The sequence below is a fragment of the Nocardioides albertanoniae genome, from assembly GCF_006716315.1.
GTDB lineage: Bacteria > Actinomycetota > Actinomycetes > Propionibacteriales > Nocardioidaceae > Nocardioides > Nocardioides albertanoniae.
The window spans coordinates 2,508,416-2,524,495 of sequence record NZ_VFOV01000001.1 but is presented as its reverse complement, the minus strand read 5'-3'; the positions used below and the strand labels follow the sequence as shown (position 1 = coordinate 2,524,495).

Sequence of the window (16,080 nt, the reverse complement as noted above, 5' to 3'; positions counted from 1 at the left end):
CGTTAGGACACCACACGTGAGTCATCCGACCGACCCGCCGAACCAGTCCTGGCCGGTGGCGGGCACCAGGAAGAGCAGCAGCCCGGCGCACAGCAGCACCGGCGTCGCCACCGAGACCACCACCCGGTCGCGCAGCCGGCGTGAACCGACCCCGACCAGCGCGCCCAGATCACCGAGCCCGAGGAGGCCGATCGCGAGCACGGTGGCGGTCAGCGGGAGCAGCGAGAGCAGGTAGCGCTCGTGGTAGCCGCCGCCCGCGGCGGCGAAACCAGGCAGGTTGTAGAGCAGGGTCGCCCCGTACGCCGCCATCAGTCCCCAGGCGAGCACGGTCCGGCCCGCGGGGCGCACCGGATGCCGGACCCAGCGCACCGCGACCACCACCAGTCCGGCCACGGCGGCGAGAGCGAGCACGTCCACGAACGGCTCGGCCCAGCCAGAGCGGACACCGCCGATGTGCGTCCACGGCCGGGCGAACCACAGGTGCCACATGTCCAGATCGGTGGCCATCTCCGACCAGGTGCCGCGCAGGTCGCGGGGGAACTTCTCCCGGTTCACCCCGCTCGCGGTCAGGTCGCCGTAGATCATCAGGTTGCGCACGTAGAACCAGCCGATCGCCAGCGCGGGCACGACGGTGGCGACGGCGGCGGCGCCCAGCGCCCGCAGCGCTCCGGTGCGCGAACGGTCGCGGAGCAGCAGGCCGAGGAACAGTGCCGCACCGCACAGCGCGACCGTCGCCACGCCGGGGATCTTCGCCGCGGCCGCTGCGGTGCCCGCCAGGGTGAGCAGGACCAACCTTCTTCGGGTGAGACCGAGCCGGAGGATCCGTAAGGTCGCGAAGACGGTCAGCGCCGCGGTCGCGGCGGCGACGCCGTCGTTCTGCACGTGCCCGCCGGTGTAGGCGAACCGTCCGCAGGAGGCGGCGACCGCGGTGGCGAGCAGGGAGACTCCAGGCCGACGCGGGACCATCTCGAACGCGATCAGCCCGACCAGCAGCACGCTCAGCGCCAGCCCCACGGCGTTGACCAGCCGCATGCCGACGAGCATCACCTGCTCATCGCCCAGCGCATCGGCCAGGGCGACCACCGGCACGCAGAGCGCGTAGTAGAGCGGCGGGTGGTTGCCCGTCCAGATGTCGTGGTGCGCGGCGGTCGGCATCGTCGCCAGCTCGCTCGCCATCCGCGGCTGCTCTGCCGGGTCGAAGCGCATCTTCGTGTTCACCGTCGGCAGCTCGCCACGATAGAGCTCGAGGGCGTACGCCGTGTTCGGGCCCTCGTCGTGGGCGTGGAACTCCAGGTCGCCGGTGACGGCGACCCAGGTGCTCAGCGAGAGCACGAGCACGGCGATCAGCAGCAGCCCGGCCATGACAGCGCGCGGGGGACGTCGGCGTGCGATGGTCTCGTCGACGGGATCAGGCACGTCCCCGAACGCTAGTGCTGCTTCGGTGACTCCCCGACGACGAGAATCAGAACTCTTCGCGAACCTGCTCTTCGCTGAGCCCGTAGTCGGCGAGGCTGTAGGCGTGCTTTGGCCGGGCACTCCCGGAGCGCGACTCGGCGTCGATGCGGGCGACCTCGGCGCGTGCGGCCGCGCTCCAGTCGAGCCCGAAGCGGTCGTAGATCCCCTCCACGGTGCCGAAGGGGTCGTCGACGAACGCGCGGTAGTCGACGTCGACGAACTGCGCGGGGTCGTACCGCTCGCGGGCCTCGCCGAAGGCGCGCCAGGTGCGGGAGAGCATCTCCAGCTGGGTCGCGCCGATGGTCTCGCCGACGAACGTCGTCGACATCCCCGCCGTCGCCTCCGCCGACAGGGAGCAGCCCGACGCGACCGCGACGACCGGGTCGCGATGGGTGACCACCACGAGCGCGTCGGGGTAGACCTCCATCAGGGCGTCGAGCGCGACCAGGTGGGAGGGGTTCTTGAGCACCCAACGCCGGCCCTGGTCGTTGAGCCCGATCAGCTGAAGGGTCTGGCGATGGAGCTCGTACGCATCGCGCCAGTCCTGCTTCGCCAGCCACGCCGAGTAGCGCGGCACGTGGGCGAGAGACTCGAACGAGATCGACTTCCCGCTCTGCCGCAGCACCCGCCAGCACTCCTCCACGCTGGTGGCGTCCATGTAGTGGATCCCCATGAACTCCGGGTTGCTCACATGGTGCTGCTGGTAGGCGCCCTGCAGCGCGGTGAAGATCGGGTCCTGCTCCCAGGTCTCGCGCGGCGGCCTGGGCTGCGGGAACTCCGTCAGCCACGTCTCCAGCCCCTGGTGCGCGGGGTCCGCGGCCAGGAGCCGGTGCAGCGCGGTGGTGCCGGTGCGGACGAGCCCTGTCACGAAGATCGGGCGCTCGATGCGTACGTCGCGGTGCTGGGGGAACTCCGCGAACCGCGCCTGCGTCATCAGGCGGCCGACGAGGGCCGACTTCACCTGAGCGCGGTGGAAGTAGTTGCCGACCGGGGTCAGTCCGGCCTCCGACGAGGCCAGATCCTCGACGAGGAGCCGAAGGCCCTCCTCGTGGTCGGTGCCACCGAAGTCCGTCAGCCCGGTGGTGCGGGAGGCAGCGGCGCAGATGTCTTCGTAGGTCCCGAGATCCGCACGCTCGCGCGGCGCGGTCTCAGCGGTCATGGAACTCTCCGCAGTCGACGTTGAGCATGGTGCCGGTGACCGCGGAGGCCAGGTCGCTGCCGAGGAACAGCGCAGCCCGGGCGACCTCGTCGGGGGTCGCGAGCCGCTTGAGGTCCGTCGGAGCCGCCTTCTCGGCGTAGACCTCCTCGTGGGTGCGCCCCGAATCGGAGGCGATCCAGTCGAAGTAGGCCTTGTTGACGTCCTCGTAGATGTAGGACGGTGCGACGGAGTTGACCCGGATGCCTCGGGGGCCGAGCTCGGTCGCCAACGACGACGCCAGGTGGGCGAGCGCGCCCTTGGAAAGCTTGTAGCCCGCGAACTCGGGCTGGCTCTGGTAGACCACCGCCGAGTTGATCATCACGATCGCGCCGCCGGGCTTGTCCGGGGTGGCCGCGAGCGCATCGGCGAAGAGGGCCGAGAGGCGCAGCGGAGCGTGCACGTTGGACTCCTGGGCCAGCCGGAGCGCATCGAGCGGGATCTGGGTGAGCGGGTCCATGGGCGGGATGCCGAAGGCGTTGTTGAGGAGCAGGTCGACGTGACCGAACTCCTCCAGCGCGGCGTCGACCAGGTGACGGCGAGCGTCCTCGTCGGTGATGTCGGTCGGCACCACGAGCGCACGGCGGCCGAGCTCCTCGATGACTCCCGCCATCTTCTGCAGCCTCTTCTCGGTGCGGCTCGCCAGCACCAGGTCGGCACCCATCAGTGCCGCCTGCTCACCCAGCGAGCGCCCGAGTCCGGGGCCGACGCCCGAGAGCACGACGACCTTGCCATCCAGGAGTCCAGTCATGGCGCCTAGACTAGAACGTGTTTCAGTTCTTTGAAAGGGCGGAGCCGGAAAGGACTCACCCGATCACGTCGGGAAGCTGAACCTGGCGACCTCGTCGACCCAGTCCGCGTACGCCCCGATCCCCTGCGGCACCTGGTAGACCCGGGCGATGTCGGTGTAGGCACGGATCACCCGTGACCAGTCGGCACAGGGGCCGCACGTCGCCCGCCCGCACGCCACGGTGTGCTCGCGCGCGACCGTCTCGAGCAGCTTGCGGAAGGTGGTGCCGTCCTCGCCGGCCGCGAGGGCCTCGACCACGGCGTCACGCACCTGGTCGGCCTGCAACGGTGCGCCGACCAGGATGGCCATCAAGATCCCGAGGGCGCTGCGGTCGGCCGGCTCCTTGGTGGCGCTCTTCACCGGCGCGGATCGCGCCAGCCGATAGAGCGTGAGCAGCTTGCGCGCGCCTCGAGGAGTCGCACAGAAGCGCGCCAGCTCACTGGTGAACAACGCCTCGCCCGGAGAGATCTCGACGCTCTCGACCACGCCCCGGCGCGCCGACCGGTCTTCCGCGCCGCCGGCGGCCAGCGCGGAGGGCCACGACGGCACGGCCTGACGCATCAGCGACCGCATGAACCGCACCGCTGGGTCGCCCACGAACGCGCGCAGCGCGAACGGCACGTCGAAGACCTTCGCCAGGTAGGCCGACGGCTCGGCCACGCGGCCGGCGATCGAGCGTTGCAGCGTACGCGCATCGACGGCCGCGACCACCGCGACGCCGGGCTGGGTGCTCAGCTCGTCGATCGCCTGCAGCACGCCAGCGACGGTCGCCGGGTCGCACCTGTCGAGGTCGTCCACGTAGACGATCGTCGTCTCGGCCGGCCCCGTGGGCCCGGCCGGCGGGCCTGGCGGTGGTCCTGGTGGCGCAGCCCGCAACGCGGCCTCGGCGGCCGCGACCTCCCTGTCCACGGCCTCGAGCGCCATCGTGGAGGTCAGCGGCTGCGGCTTGCGCTTGCCACGGTGGCCGTCGTCGTCGGGAAGCCCCGCGAGGGCCGTACGCAGCTCCGCCTGCCGCTGCTGCGCAGCCCGGAGCCTCACCACTCCTGCCGGCGGCTCGTTCCGTCCCTCTCTCCGCACGCTCTCGAGCAACCGGGTCGCCACGTCTCCGTCGCCATGGCGGCGAGCGTCGACGCGGACGTGTCGTGCGCGGGGACGCTGCCCGCCGTCGTGCGCGGTGAGCCACTCGATGCGCTCCTGGAGGGTGCGCAGGAACGTCGACCGGCCGCTCCCGGGCAGCCCCTGCACCGCCACCGAGACCGGCAGCTGGGTGTGCGGGGACGCGAGCAGTCGCGCGAGCCGGTCGACGTCGGCGCGATGACCGAGCAGATCGTCCTCGTGGTCGATCCACGCGGAGTCCTCCGAGACCGGTCTCCCCTCGGCGACGGGCAGGGCGCTCGAGGTGGGCGCGGGGTCGATTACGACGGGCACCTCGGCGGTGTTCTCCGCCGGAGGCAGAACGGACTGGGACGGGTCGGGTGCCGGCGCGGCCGCCGGCTCCGGCGCGACCTCGGGCCTCGGCGCGGTGGCCGCGGTGGGCTCGAGGTCCTGCTCCCTCTCCTGCTCCGGGTCGGGGTCGGATGCGAAGGCCACCGAGTACGTCGCCATCCCCGGCGCCTTGAAGGCCGTCGGCGCGGTCTTCTCCGGCGGCGGCTGGACGATCCACTCCCCCGTCTTGACCTTGCCGGCCTCGGTCACGCTCGCCTCTGCAGCACCGGTCTCGGGGGTGGGCTCTGGACCGGGCTCGGGGCCGAGCTCTGGACTGGGCTCGGGCGTGGCGTCGGCGGCACTCTCGGCCGCGGCCTCACCTGCGGCCTCGAGCCTCGAGACCACCTTGGTCTCGGCAGTCGCCTCAGGTCGCCGCGCGGGCTGGGGCGAGGCCGCTTCGGCCTCGACGTACGGATCTGCGGCCGGCTCGGCCACCTGTTGCTCCGGCGGCTCGGCTACGGCCTCGTCGGCAGGCAGCTCGCTCGCCGAGACATCGGGTTCAGCCACCTCGGACACAGTCGCCTCGGACGCAGCCGCCTCGGGCACGGCCTCGATCTCGTCAGCCTCGGCCTCGTCGGGCGCGACGTCGGCCGTGTAGGACGGCGCCTCGTGCATGTCCGCGAGCGGCGTGACGGGCAGGCCGAGCTCCTTCTCGACGGTCTGGAGCGCCTTGGCGAAATCGGCGGCGCTCCAGTGTCGTCCGGCCCGCCGCTTGTACATCCCCTTGCGCAGCGCGCGCTCGAGCGATGCCGGGACGTCGTCACGGCCGATGGCCAGCGGGTCGTACTCCCGGATCCGCTCCACCACCGCCTCGGTGGCGTTGTCGGCGCTCACCCCTTCGAACGGCGTACGTCCCGCCAGCAGCGTGTAGCAGGTCGCGGCGAGGCTCCAGATGTCTGCCCAGGCGCTCGGCTCGGGCGGTTCGTCGAGCATCTCCGGCGCCGTCCACGGGAGCGAGGTCGACTCGACCCCGCTGGCGCGGCCGGCCGAGGAGATGCTGCCGAAGCCCGCCAGCTGCGGCACCCCGGCACTGGTCAGCAGGATGTTCGCGGGCTTGACGTCTCCGTGCAGGATCCCGTGCCGAGCGGCGACATCGAGAGCGCCGGCGACCTTGATCGTCAGGCTCAGCGCCTCCTCGACCGGCACCGGCTCCCGGCGCCAACGCCTCTCGAGGTCACCGCCGCCGCGATAGTCGGTCACCACGAACGTACGGTCGTCGCTGGTGACGCCGACGGCGTGGAGGGGCAGCACGTAGGGGTGCGGCACGAGCTCGGCGACGTCCTTGGTCTCCAGCGCGACCGCACCGTGCGTCTCGATGCCGAGCCGCTCGTGCCAGACCTTCACGGCGACGTTGACCCTCTCCTGCCGCCACTCGTAGAGGAAGACGTCCGAGGATCCGCCGGTGCCGATCAGCCGGCGAAACCGGAATCCCGGAATCTTCGGGGGCTCGTGATGGGGGCTGACCATAGACCGGAAGCATAGGGGTCGTGCGCTATCGCGTCGCGACCTGTCCTCAACTCAGCATCCGGCGCGCAACTGACCGCTGACGTGCGGTGATCCTGTCCTCATACCCCCCGGGGCTCAGCGTCTCACCATGCGGCAGCAGGCCGGCGACGTCCGCGAGGGGCACCTTGTGCACGACCGGTCCGTCGGCGGCGGTGAGGTCGCGTTCGAGCCGCTGCCAACGCAGCATCAACGAGCCCGTGCGGTGCCCGGTGGTCTCGAGCCAGTTGGCGATCGGCGCTCCGTCCAGCGGCGGACGCTCCGAGATCACGAACCGCATCACACCGTCGGGGTCGGTGACCGCCTGTGCCTTGGTGAGGCTGGTCTGGTGGGTCTCGTAGTCGGTCGAGGCATACCAGTCCGAGCCGATCTGGATCGCCTGATAGGAGCAGTCGTCGCACCGAGGAACCTCCACCACGAGCGCCTCGTCGTCGGCCAGCTCGTAGTGGCCGATCGAGGAGAACTGCGACTCCAGCCCGCCCGGCGTGCGGGCCGGCACGGTCAGGGTGTTGACCGGCTCCTTGTACTGGAAGAACTGAGGGAAGGCGAACCACGTCTGGATGGACCCGGTCAGCGACCGCGCCGCGACCTCGTACTTCTTCCGCATCACCTCCTGGGCCAGCGGGCGGCGCGGCTTCCCGAGCGTGTCGGGCCGCTCGATGGTGATGGTGCCGCGGGTCTCGGTGTCCCAGTCGTTGAAGACCTCACGCACGATCAGCGTCTTCGCGCCCGGCTCGGCCGTGTAGGTGAACTCGAAGCGCCCGTCGTCGTCGAGCTGCAGCTTGCGGTCGTCGAAGGCCATCAGGCTGGTCGCGGCGGAGTCGGCGGTGTAGGCGCCGCCCATGACCTGGAAGGAGAGGTCGGCGCTGGTGCCACGGCGGCCGCGGACGACGTACTCCACGTCTTCGCGCAGGTAGGCGCTGAGATAGATCGCGTCGGGGTTGTCGAGGCCCTGCTTGGAGAACTGGTGGGTCGGGTTCATGAAGAGCGGCTGCTCGAGGTCGTAGTCGAACGCGGTCTGCATCGCCATCCGGATCCGGCCGGAGAGGTATTCGTAGCCTTCGAGCCGGTCCTGCTCGGTGCGGATGAACGGCGCGTTCGCGATCAGCTCCTCCGCCTCCGCGATCGCCTTCTGGAGCGGCTCGGTGAGTCCGTACGCAGCGCTCGACCCCTGCGTCGCCATCTGCTGTGTCACTTCTGGGCCTTCGCGATGATGTTCTCGCCGTACCACTCCAGGTGCTTGATCTTCTTCTCCAGCGGCTCGGTGTCGGCGCCCTTCACGTAGGGGTCGCGGAAGCCGACGATGCAGTCGGTGACGCCCTTGTCCTCGAGGCGTTTGATGCCGTCGAGGTCGTAGGCGTCATAGCTGATCACGTGCACCTCGAAGTCGTCGCGGGTGTCGCCCTCCTCCTTGCGGATCTCGGCGAGGCGCACCAGGAGCCGGTCGAGCTCCTCGCCGTCGCCGCCGGCGTGCATCCAACCGTCGCCCTTGCGCACCGCACGGCGCAGGGCGGCGTCGGCGTGGCCACCGACGAGCAGCGGGATCTTCTCAGTAGGCGCCGGGCACTGCTGGAGCGGCTCGAAGCTGTAGAACTCGCCGTCGTAGCCGAAGAAGTCGCCTGACGGGTCGGTGAGCCCGCTCAGGATGTCCATGCACTCGTCCATCCGCTTGCCGCGGCGCTTCCAGTCGACGCCGAGGGCGGCGAAGTCCTCCGGCCACGGGGAGAGCCCGACGCCGAGACCGAGCCGGTTGCCGGAGAGGAAGGCGAGGCTCGAGGCCTGCTTGGCGGCGAGCACCGGGGGCCGCACCGGCAGCTTCACCACGAACGGCGTCAGCCGCAGGGTCTCGGTGACCGCGAAGAGATGGGCGCACATGATGAACGCCTCGACGAACTCCTTGCCCTCCAGGAACTCCCGGTCACCGGTGTCGGTGTAGGGATAGGTGGAGTCGGACTCCTCGGGGTAGATCAGGCTGTCGGCGACGGTCATGCTCGTGTAGCCCGCGCGCTCGGCGGCCTGCGCCAGCGGCGCGTAGTAGTCGGCCTGGGTCATTGCCTCGGCATAGGTGAAGCGCATGGGCCAACACTAGAACGTGTTCTAAGTTTCTGCCAGAGTGTTGGCCATGTCTCCTGCTCTCGATCGTCCTCCCGGCCTCGACTCGCCGCTGACGGCGAGGATCATCAAATACGGCGCCCGCGCCAACACGGCGCTCTTCAAGCTGACCGACGGGCGCGTCGGCGGTCGGTGGCGGGTGATGGCGGGCTGGCGCAAGCCCGCACCCGTGCTCCTGCTCGAGCACGTCGGCCGTCGCTCGGGGCGCAGCTTCACCACTCCCCTGCTGTTCATGCGCTCCGGCTCCGACCTGGTCGTGGTCGGCTCCCAGGGCGGCCTGCCGAAAGACCCGCAATGGGTCGCCAACCTGCGCGCCCAGCCCGACGTCGCTGTGCGCGTGCCTCGTCGTGGGCAGAGCCTCGTCCGGGCGCGCATCGCCGACCCCACCGAGCGGGCGGCACTGTGGCCACGGCTGCTGGAGACGTACGCAGACTTCGAGACCTACCAGACCTGGACCGACCGGGAGATCCCGGTCATCGTCCTCTCACCTCGCTGAAGGAGCATTCTCCATGGACGTCCACGAGCTGATCGACCGCACCGAGATCACCGACGCGATCACCCGCTACACCCTGGCTGTCGACGACGGCGACTGGGACGCGCTCGACACCGTCTTCGCCCCCGACGCCACCATCGACTACTCGGAGTCAGGCGGCACCGTCGGGTCATTTCCCGAGGTCAAGGCCTGGCTCGCCGAGATGCTCCCCGCCTTCTCGAGCAAGCGGCTGCACACCGTCGGCCAGGTCGCCATCACGTTCACCGGCGAGGGCGCGGCACCGGATGCCTCGGGCTTCGCCTCGGCAGACGTCGTGGCCTACTTCGACAACCCCATGGTCATCTCCGACGGCTCCGGCGGCGAACGTGTCGTCGAGGTCGGCGGCCGCTACCGCCACACCTTCGTGCGTACGCCGGACGGCTGGCGCTCGCGCCACCTCCACGAGGAAGTCACTTGGACCCGCGGCTTCTGACCGACACGATGTCTGCGTGACCCATGCCATCGAGGTGCGCCCACGGCGCGAGGACGATCTGGCGGATCTGACCGCATCGCTGCTCGAGCAGCAGCCGCAGACCCGCTATCCCGTACGCAACCCGCTGCCGTTCCCGGTCAGCGACTTCCTCCACTTCGACGATGCCGTCGCCGCCTGGACCGCGACGATCGACGGCACCCCCGTCGGCCACATCAGCACCACCCGAAGTCATACCGGCGTCAACGGCGGCGACGAGCTCCAGCGAGCCTGCGCCCAGGCACACGGTTGCGCCGTCGAGGATCTCGTATGGCTCAGTGCGTTCTTCGTCGGCACGCGTGCCCGGGGTCTCGGTCTCGGGCGCACGCTGCTGCACACGGCCGTCGACGACATCCGCCGCGCCGGCGGCCGTCCCAGCCTCGAGGTCGTGCCGGCCTTCCCCGCCGCCCTCCGGCTCTACGAGTCGACCGGCTGGTCCGAGGTGCTTCGCACCCGCCCCGAGTGGCTCGCGAGCGCTGCTGACAGCGATGGTCTCGAGGTCGTCGTGATGGTCCTGCTCTGAGTCACGACCAAACCCGTCGGGCAGGTGGTTGCTGCAGCGGCCACGAGGCGGGCAACACGGGCTGCGACACGCCGAGAACGCGGCGCGTCTCGAGCACATCACGCGCGGTTGCGGCCCCCACCCCGATCGGATCAGCGTGATACGGCGGTGGCGATGTGCTGTGGGTCAGGCACGCGAGCCAGAAAGACATGTTCCTTCCCCGGGCGATCGGGGGCGTCACGTACGTCGCTCACGGCGAAGCCATGGGTGGCCAGGTCGCGCGTGATCTCGTCGGGGCCGCGGAACCGGAGCGTCGAGGTCGACCTCAGCACCTCGTCGTCGATCGTGGCCGACGCCTCGAAGGTGACGAGCGGGAGCTCGACGTGGGTGACGTGGCGAGCGACGACGGCGGTGCGGCCGTCCGGGAGGTCGACGGTGGTCGGCGCGACGTCCCAGTCCTGCCAGGCTCGGGCCTCGGGACGGCGGGTCTCGAAGACGAACCAGCCACCGGGACGGAGAGCGGCACAGACAGCGGCGAGCGTCTGCGACCAGTCCTCGTCGGTGACGAAGACCTGCGCCACGTTTCCGGTCATGACGACCAGGTCGGCCTCGGCCGAGTGGCCGCCGAGAGCGTTCGCGTCGCCGTTGATCCAGGTGACGAGCTCGGCGTACGGCTTGGTGCGGGCCACCTCGAGGGAGGCCAGCGCCGGGTCCACCCCGACGACCGAGGCGCCCTCGGCAGCCAGCCGGACGGCGAGCGATCCCGTGCCACAGCCGATGTCGATGACCCGATGAGCGCCGACCTCGCGGGCGATCGCGGCGTACGCGTCCAGGTCGGAGCGGTCGTCGTCGAAGACGTCGTAGAGCGCGGCCTGACGGGGGTCGGCGAACGCGGCATCGGGGTCTCGCATCGGTGACGAACACTAGTCCGGAACGCTGGGTAGGGTGGTCGCATGGCGACCAGCACCCCGCTCCTGCCCTCGCCGGCCGCGGTCTCTGCCGCGATTCTCGAGCTGGCCGGGTCCGAGCGACCCGGCGGGGTCGACGACGGCCTGCGTCTCATGACGTCGCTCGGGATCGCCCACGAGACCTCAGGCGGCGCAGCGGATCAGGGGCCCACGGTGATCGCCGACGTCACCGGCGACTGGGGCGCCACCAGGTCGGGTCTGGTGCTCGCGCCCGACGGCACGGTCGAGCACTTCTGGTCGCACCTGTGGGTCGCCGCCGCGAGCGGCGCGTCCGGTTTCGACTCCCTCGTCGACGCCATCAGCTCCTCGATCGGCACCGCCGACGAGGACGTCGAGACCGACGGGTCGCGCTCCGCCTGGTGGAACCGGCATCCGGCCGAGATCGAGCTCTACCTCTACCCCGAGCGTGCGCCCGCACCTGCCGCCGCCCAGATCGGCATCACCTGGGCAGACGGCGCGAGCGCCGCCCGAGCGTTCTGACCAGCCCGGAACCGATCAGCCCAGACCCGGCCGGGCGTGCAGCCCGCCGCCGGACTCGTAGAGCAGACCCTTGTCCTTGATCATCTGGCCGGCCGCGGCCAGGATCGGGCTGTCGCCGACGGCCGTGTTGGCGAGGGAGACGATGGCCTCGAACATCTTGCCGGCGGCGTCGTCGACAGCCGGCCAGTTCCACTCCGACGGAGCGGCGCCGATCGGCTCCACGGCGTGCCAGCGGGTCGCACGGGCCTCGGCCATGGTGTTGAGGGTGCTCCAGCCGAGGCCGCCGAGCCCGACGACACCACCGAAGTTGAGCCCGATCAGGCCCCAGCCGTTGCACTGATACTCATAGGCGGATGGGCCGAACTCGTCCTCGTCGAGCTCCACCCGGGTGATCACCGGCTCCGGGCCGGTGTTGGGTGCGTACAGCTTGAACGCGGGCCGTGCCGCCAGGAGCGAGGCGGAGGCCGTCGTGGTGATCTCGCTGAGCGGCTGGCCGGGCGCCGAGAAGGCGTCGAAGACTCGGAAACCGAGGTCGAGGGCATAACCGACGACGAAGCGGCGATCGTCCTGGGCAGCGTAGAAGTTGCGGTTGAACACGTTGGGGGAAACCTCGCTAAAGCCCTACCGGTCAACCGACCTCGTTCGTCTCGGGTGACACGGCGGGATGTGGTCCGGGCAGCGCGACACTATCGCGCCGATCACGCGAATCCGACAACCGGTTGCTGATCTGTATCTCGGGCGAGTCCCTCAGGAGTAGGTGCCACGGACGGTGTCGGTGGTCGGCAGAGACTGGCACCCCAGCCGGATCCCGTCGTCGAGATCATCCTGCTCGAGCACGTCGTTGCGCACCATCTTCACCTCGCCCTCGAGCAGCCGGAAGGCACACGCCGAGCACTCCCCCTCGCGGCACGAGTAGGGCGCCTTGACGCCCTTGGCCTCGAGGAACTCGAGCATCGGCGTGCCGGGATCCCAGTCGTCGAAGGTCGTCGTGTCGCCGTCGAGCTCGATCTCCAGAGTCGCCGGCTGCTTGGGCCCGCCGTCGGTGTCGACGTCGGGCTCGGCCACCTCGACGTCGACGGTCTCGACCGGGGCGACGTCACCGAACGGGTTGCCGCCCAGCGAGGAGAACTTCTCCTGATGACGACGCGCCCGCGGGAACTCGAGCTCCTTGAGCGCCGCGACCGTCGCCTTCATGAACGGCGCAGGACCACAGACGAAGGCGTCGTACCTCAGATGGTCGGCCGCGAAGGCCTTGAGCTGCTCCCCGGTGGGGAGACCCTGCACAGACTCGAGCCAATGGACCACCTGGAGCCGGTCGGGGTGCTCCGCGGCCAGCCGCGCCCACTCCTCGGCGAAGATCACCGACGCCTCGTCGCGGTTGGCGTAGAAGACCACGATCCGGCCCTTGCCCTCGCGCAGGGCGGTGCGGGCGATCGAGATGATCGGGGTGACGCCGGAGCCGCCGGCGAACAGCAGCAGGTCGGCGTCGATGTCGGCAGGGGTGAAGATCCCGCTCGGCGGGAGCACGCGCAGCGTGTCGCCGGGCCGGAGGTTGTCGCAGATCCAGTTGGACGCATACCCGTCGGCGGTGCGCTTGACGGTCACCGTCAGCTGGTCGCCCGGAGCGCTCGAGAGCGAGTAGCAGCGCGCCGCCAGGCCGTCGCGGTCGCTCGGCACCGCGACCGTGAGAAACTGCCCCGGCTTCGGCTGGAACGACTCACGAGCATCCGCGGGCACCTCGAAGACGATCGAGTGGGCCTCGGCCGTCTCCTCGACGACATCGGCGACGGAGAGGAGAAACGAGTCAGTAGCCATCCTCGGCCCCGATCTGGATCCGGCCGTCGGCGACGGCTGCTTCGATGGAGGCTGCCAGACGCGGGCAGCCGGCATGGATGAGCCGACCGCCGTCGGCGGCCTGCTTGCGGCGTACGAGGTCGGGGCACTGTGCCTGTGCCTGCGCCGTCCACTGCACGGAGGTCTGGTGCTCGCTGTTCTTCTTCACGCCCACGCGGGCGAGACAGTCGAGACACTCGACCTCGACCAGGCGGGCCTGGGTGTAGAGGCGCTGGTCCTCGACGGTCTCGGGCGAGCTCGGGACGAACGAGGCCATCAACTGGCCCCGTGGGTGGTCTCGACAGGCGCCTCGGCCGTCTCGACGGACTCCGCCGCCTCCTCCGCCGACGCCTTGTCGGCCTCGATCTTGCGGAGGTTCTCGGCGACCTCGTCGTGCCAGAACTCGTTGGCCTTGGTCGTGTCGACCTCGAACTCGAAGCGGGCGCGCATCTCGGGCTCGATGTCGGCGACGTCGACGTAGAACTGCTCGTACCAACGACGCAGCTGGTAGACCGGGCCGTCCTCCTCGCACAGCAGCGGGTTCTGCACGGGTGCCTTGTTCTCCCAGATGGCGACGTCCTGCAGGAAGCCGTCGCCGAACATGTCGGCGTACTTCTTGCCGATGAAGTTGGCGGTCTTGTCGTCGAGACCCTCGGGCTTCTTGACGACGATTCCGTACTGCAGCAGGAACGAGTCGGGGCCGGTCGGGATGTGGCTGTTGATCAGGATCACCTCGGTCACGAACCCCTTGTAGTCGACCTCGAGCCAGTTGATCATGTAGGCCGGACCGTAGTAGGTCGCCTCCGACTTGAGGAACATGTCGGCGTCACCATAGCCGCCGTTGGCGACGTCGGGGCGCCCCTTGGAGGCCATGTACTGCGTCGCGGTGTGATCCTCGAAGACGTTGCGGAAGTCCGTCGGGAAGGCGAAGTGCACGTAGTAGAAGTGCGCCATGTCGACCACGTTGTCGATCAGCTCGCGGCAGTGGCTGCCGTTGATCTGCACAGTGTTCCAGATCCAGTCGGTGTAGACCTCGCGGTTGCTGATGTCGGGCAGCTCCGGGGGCAGGATGTCGTAGTCGGCCTTCGACCCCTCGGGGTCGTGCCAGATCAGCAGCGAGTCGTTGCGGATGACCGTCTCGTACGCCTTCGTGCGGGCGCGCAGCGGCACCCGGCGCGCGTAGGGGATCTGCTTGCAGCGACCGTCGGCGCCCCAGCGCCAGTCGTGGAACGGGCAGCCGACCTCGTCGCCCTTCACAGTGCCCTGGGTCAGGTCACCGCCCATGTGGCGGCAGTAGCCGTCGAGCACACCGAGCTCGCCCTTGGTGTTCTCCCAGACGACCAGCTTGCCGCCGAACGCCTCCACGGCGTGGGGCTTGCCGTCCTTGAAGTCGCTGGCCAGGCCCAGACAGTGCCAACCGCGCGCGAAGCGCTCGGGCTGGGTGCCGTGGTCGAGCGTGCGGGTCTGGGTGGTGGGGTCGGCCATCGTCGTACCTTCCGCTGTGGTCTTTCGAACCTGTACCTGGTCAAAACGTAGAACCTGTTCTAGTTTTATCACATGCATGTGGCCTTGACACCCGCCCAGGAGCAACTTCGCTCAGAGCTCAACGCGTATTTCGCCCAGTTGGTCACGCCGGAGCGCCGGGCGGCGCTCGCGCGGGCATCGGGCGAGTTCGGGGACGAGGCCGACAAAGAGGTCTACCTCTCGACCATCCGGCAGATCGGCTCCGACGGGTGGCTCGGGATCGGCTGGCCCAAGGAGTACGGCGGCCAGGACCGCTCCATGGTCGAGCAGCTGATCTTCACCGACGCCGCCGCCGTGGCCGGGGTGCCGATCCCCTATCTCACGCTCAACACGGTCGGCCCGACGATCATGCGGTTCGGCACCGCGGAGCAGAAGGAGTACTTCCTGCCGAAGATCCTCGCCGGCGAGCTGCACTTCTCGATCGGCTACTCCGAGCCGGGCTCCGGCACCGACCTCGCCTCGCTGCAGACCAAGGCGGTGCTCGACGGCGACGACTGGGTGATCAACGGCCAGAAGATGTGGACCTCGCTGATCCAGTATGCGGACTGGATCTGGCTCGCCTGCCGGACAGAGCCCGACGAGAAGCGTCACAAGGGGCTCTCGATGATCCTGGTGCCGGCCTCTGCGGAGGGTTTCTCCTACACGCCCGTGCAGACCGTCGCCGGCGTCGGCACCTCGGCGACCTACTACTCCGACGTGCGCGTGCCGGCCTCCAACCTCGTCTCCGAGCGAGGCGGCGGCTGGGCGCTGATGACCAACCAGCTCAACCACGAACGCGTCGCGCTCACCTCGGCGGCTCCGCTGGTGCACTCCCTGGGAATGGTCAAGGAGTGGGCGCGCTCGACCACGCTTCCGGGCGGCGGCCGGGTCATCGACACCGAGTGGGTGCAGCTCGCCCTCGGCCGAGCGCACGCACGGATCGAGGCGCTCTCGCTCGTCAACTGGAAGCTCGCCTCCGACGCCGACCACGGCGTCGCGCTCTCGCCGGCCGAGGCGTCGGCCACCAAGGTCTACGGCTCGGAGCTGGCGACCGAGGTCTACCGCACCCTGATGGAGGTCGTCGGACCGCACGCGGGCATCACCGCCGACTCCCCCGGCGCGGTGCTCGCCGGCCGCCTGGAGCGGTTCCACCGCTCCTCGCTGGTGATGACCTTCGGCGGCGGCACCAACGAGATCCAACGAGACATCATCGGCTACGTGGGCCTCGGCCTCCCCGCCGCCAAGCGCTGAAC

The 16,080-nt window shown here is 69.8% G+C and carries 16 protein-coding genes; 5 read left to right on the top strand and 11 right to left on the bottom strand.

Annotated elements, in window-relative coordinates; translation table 11 throughout:
- Nucleotides 1–21: 21 nt before the first annotated feature.
- The 6 genes from FB381_RS12035 to FB381_RS12010 form a co-directional block, all read right to left on the bottom strand.
- Complete coding sequence (locus tag FB381_RS12035; RefSeq protein WP_141780514.1) at nucleotides 22–1,416, bottom strand: hypothetical protein; 1,395 nt, start codon at nucleotides 1,414–1,416, stop codon at nucleotides 22–24.
- 46 nt (nucleotides 1,417–1,462) lie between these two features.
- Entirely contained in the window at nucleotides 1,463–2,614 is a 1,152-nt protein-coding gene (locus FB381_RS12030) for a sulfotransferase family protein (protein ID WP_141780513.1), read from the bottom strand.
- On the bottom strand, nucleotides 2,604–3,401 hold the full coding sequence (locus FB381_RS12025; protein ID WP_141780512.1) for an SDR family oxidoreductase: 798 nt from the start codon (nucleotides 3,399–3,401) through the stop codon (nucleotides 2,604–2,606). Before FB381_RS12025 ends, FB381_RS12030 begins: the two co-directional genes overlap by 11 nt.
- Nucleotides 3,402–3,464: 63 nt before the next feature.
- Nucleotides 3,465–6,392, bottom strand: a complete 2,928-nt coding sequence (locus FB381_RS12020; RefSeq protein ID WP_141780511.1) for a serine/threonine-protein kinase — start codon at nucleotides 6,390–6,392, stop codon at nucleotides 3,465–3,467.
- Nucleotides 6,393–6,438: 46 nt separating this feature from the next.
- Nucleotides 6,439–7,623: a hypothetical protein gene (locus FB381_RS12015; protein ID WP_246088075.1), complete on the bottom strand. Its 1,185-nt coding sequence runs from the start codon at nucleotides 7,621–7,623 to the stop codon at nucleotides 6,439–6,441.
- Nucleotides 7,620–8,504, bottom strand: coding sequence for a TIGR03619 family F420-dependent LLM class oxidoreductase (locus tag FB381_RS12010; protein WP_141780510.1), 885 nt, complete (start codon nucleotides 8,502–8,504; stop codon nucleotides 7,620–7,622). The genes FB381_RS12015 and FB381_RS12010 overlap by 4 nt, the downstream gene beginning before the upstream one ends.
- Nucleotides 8,505–8,550: 46 nt before the next feature.
- Here FB381_RS12010 and FB381_RS12005 point away from each other — a divergent pair, with 46 nt between their 5' ends.
- From FB381_RS12005 to FB381_RS11995, 3 genes are read left to right on the top strand one after another with little or no spacing between them, the layout of a single operon-like run.
- Nucleotides 8,551–9,036, top strand: coding sequence for a nitroreductase/quinone reductase family protein (locus tag FB381_RS12005; protein ID WP_141780509.1), 486 nt, complete (start codon nucleotides 8,551–8,553; stop codon nucleotides 9,034–9,036).
- 13 nt (nucleotides 9,037–9,049) lie between these two features.
- Complete coding sequence (locus FB381_RS12000; protein ID WP_141780508.1) at nucleotides 9,050–9,505, top strand: nuclear transport factor 2 family protein; 456 nt, start codon at nucleotides 9,050–9,052, stop codon at nucleotides 9,503–9,505.
- Nucleotides 9,506–9,521: 16 nt separating this feature from the next.
- A complete protein-coding gene (locus FB381_RS11995) occupies nucleotides 9,522–10,064 on the top strand; it encodes a GNAT family N-acetyltransferase (RefSeq protein ID WP_170225140.1) in 543 nt (180 codons plus the stop codon).
- 131 nt (nucleotides 10,065–10,195) lie between these two features.
- Here FB381_RS11995 and FB381_RS11990 read toward each other — a convergent pair whose 3' ends face one another.
- On the bottom strand, nucleotides 10,196–10,954 hold the full coding sequence (locus FB381_RS11990; RefSeq protein ID WP_141780506.1) for a class I SAM-dependent DNA methyltransferase: 759 nt from the start codon (nucleotides 10,952–10,954) through the stop codon (nucleotides 10,196–10,198).
- Between the two features lie 42 nt (nucleotides 10,955–10,996).
- On the opposite strand from FB381_RS11990, the gene FB381_RS11985 reads away from it, so the two are divergent.
- A complete protein-coding gene (locus FB381_RS11985; protein ID WP_141780505.1) occupies nucleotides 10,997–11,491 on the top strand; it encodes a hypothetical protein in 495 nt (164 codons plus the stop codon).
- Between the two features lie 15 nt (nucleotides 11,492–11,506).
- On the opposite strand, the gene FB381_RS11980 is transcribed toward FB381_RS11985, so the two are convergent.
- The 4 genes from FB381_RS11980 to FB381_RS11965 all read right to left on the bottom strand — a co-directional run bounded on the left by FB381_RS11980 (nucleotide 11,507) and on the right by FB381_RS11965 (nucleotide 14,809).
- Nucleotides 11,507–12,088 carry a hypothetical protein gene (locus FB381_RS11980; RefSeq protein ID WP_141780504.1) on the bottom strand — a complete coding sequence of 194 codons (582 nt, stop codon included), beginning with the start codon at nucleotides 12,086–12,088 and terminating at the stop codon, nucleotides 11,507–11,509.
- Between the two features lie 150 nt (nucleotides 12,089–12,238).
- Nucleotides 12,239–13,306 carry a ferredoxin--NADP reductase gene (locus FB381_RS11975; RefSeq protein WP_141780503.1) on the bottom strand — a complete coding sequence of 356 codons (1,068 nt, stop codon included), beginning with the start codon at nucleotides 13,304–13,306 and terminating at the stop codon, nucleotides 12,239–12,241.
- Nucleotides 13,296–13,601: a hypothetical protein gene (locus tag FB381_RS11970; protein ID WP_141780502.1), complete on the bottom strand. Its 306-nt coding sequence runs from the start codon at nucleotides 13,599–13,601 to the stop codon at nucleotides 13,296–13,298. Before FB381_RS11970 ends, FB381_RS11975 begins: the two co-directional genes overlap by 11 nt.
- Complete coding sequence (locus FB381_RS11965; protein ID WP_141780501.1) at nucleotides 13,601–14,809, bottom strand: 3-ketosteroid-9-alpha-monooxygenase, oxygenase component; 1,209 nt, start codon at nucleotides 14,807–14,809, stop codon at nucleotides 13,601–13,603. Before FB381_RS11965 ends, FB381_RS11970 begins: the two co-directional genes overlap by 1 nt.
- 72 nt (nucleotides 14,810–14,881) lie before the next feature.
- Between FB381_RS11965 and FB381_RS11960 the strand changes: the two genes are divergently transcribed.
- Nucleotides 14,882–16,078: an acyl-CoA dehydrogenase family protein gene (locus FB381_RS11960; RefSeq protein WP_141780500.1), complete on the top strand. Its 1,197-nt coding sequence runs from the start codon at nucleotides 14,882–14,884 to the stop codon at nucleotides 16,076–16,078.
- Nucleotides 16,079–16,080 lie beyond the last annotated feature (2 nt).

Coding starts and splice junctions, on each gene's coding strand:
- FB381_RS12030 (WP_141780513.1), bottom strand. CDS start 2,614: ATGACCGCTGAGACCGCGCCGCGCGAGCGTGCGGATCTCGGGACCTAC.
- FB381_RS11990 (WP_141780506.1), bottom strand. CDS start 10,954: ATGCGAGACCCCGATGCCGCGTTCGCCGACCCCCGTCAGGCCGCGCTC.
- FB381_RS11960 (WP_141780500.1), top strand. CDS start 14,882: ATGCATGTGGCCTTGACACCCGCCCAGGAGCAACTTCGCTCAGAGCTC.
- FB381_RS12025 (WP_141780512.1), bottom strand. CDS start 3,401: ATGACTGGACTCCTGGATGGCAAGGTCGTCGTGCTCTCGGGCGTCGGC.
- FB381_RS12000 (WP_141780508.1), top strand. CDS start 9,050: ATGGACGTCCACGAGCTGATCGACCGCACCGAGATCACCGACGCGATC.
- FB381_RS11970 (WP_141780502.1), bottom strand. CDS start 13,601: ATGGCCTCGTTCGTCCCGAGCTCGCCCGAGACCGTCGAGGACCAGCGC.
- FB381_RS11985 (WP_141780505.1), top strand. CDS start 10,997: ATGGCGACCAGCACCCCGCTCCTGCCCTCGCCGGCCGCGGTCTCTGCC.
- FB381_RS12005 (WP_141780509.1), top strand. CDS start 8,551: ATGTCTCCTGCTCTCGATCGTCCTCCCGGCCTCGACTCGCCGCTGACG.
- FB381_RS12010 (WP_141780510.1), bottom strand. CDS start 8,504: ATGCGCTTCACCTATGCCGAGGCAATGACCCAGGCCGACTACTACGCG.
- FB381_RS11965 (WP_141780501.1), bottom strand. CDS start 14,809: ATGGCCGACCCCACCACCCAGACCCGCACGCTCGACCACGGCACCCAG.
- FB381_RS12020 (WP_141780511.1), bottom strand. CDS start 6,392: ATGGTCAGCCCCCATCACGAGCCCCCGAAGATTCCGGGATTCCGGTTT.
- FB381_RS11975 (WP_141780503.1), bottom strand. CDS start 13,306: ATGGCTACTGACTCGTTTCTCCTCTCCGTCGCCGATGTCGTCGAGGAG.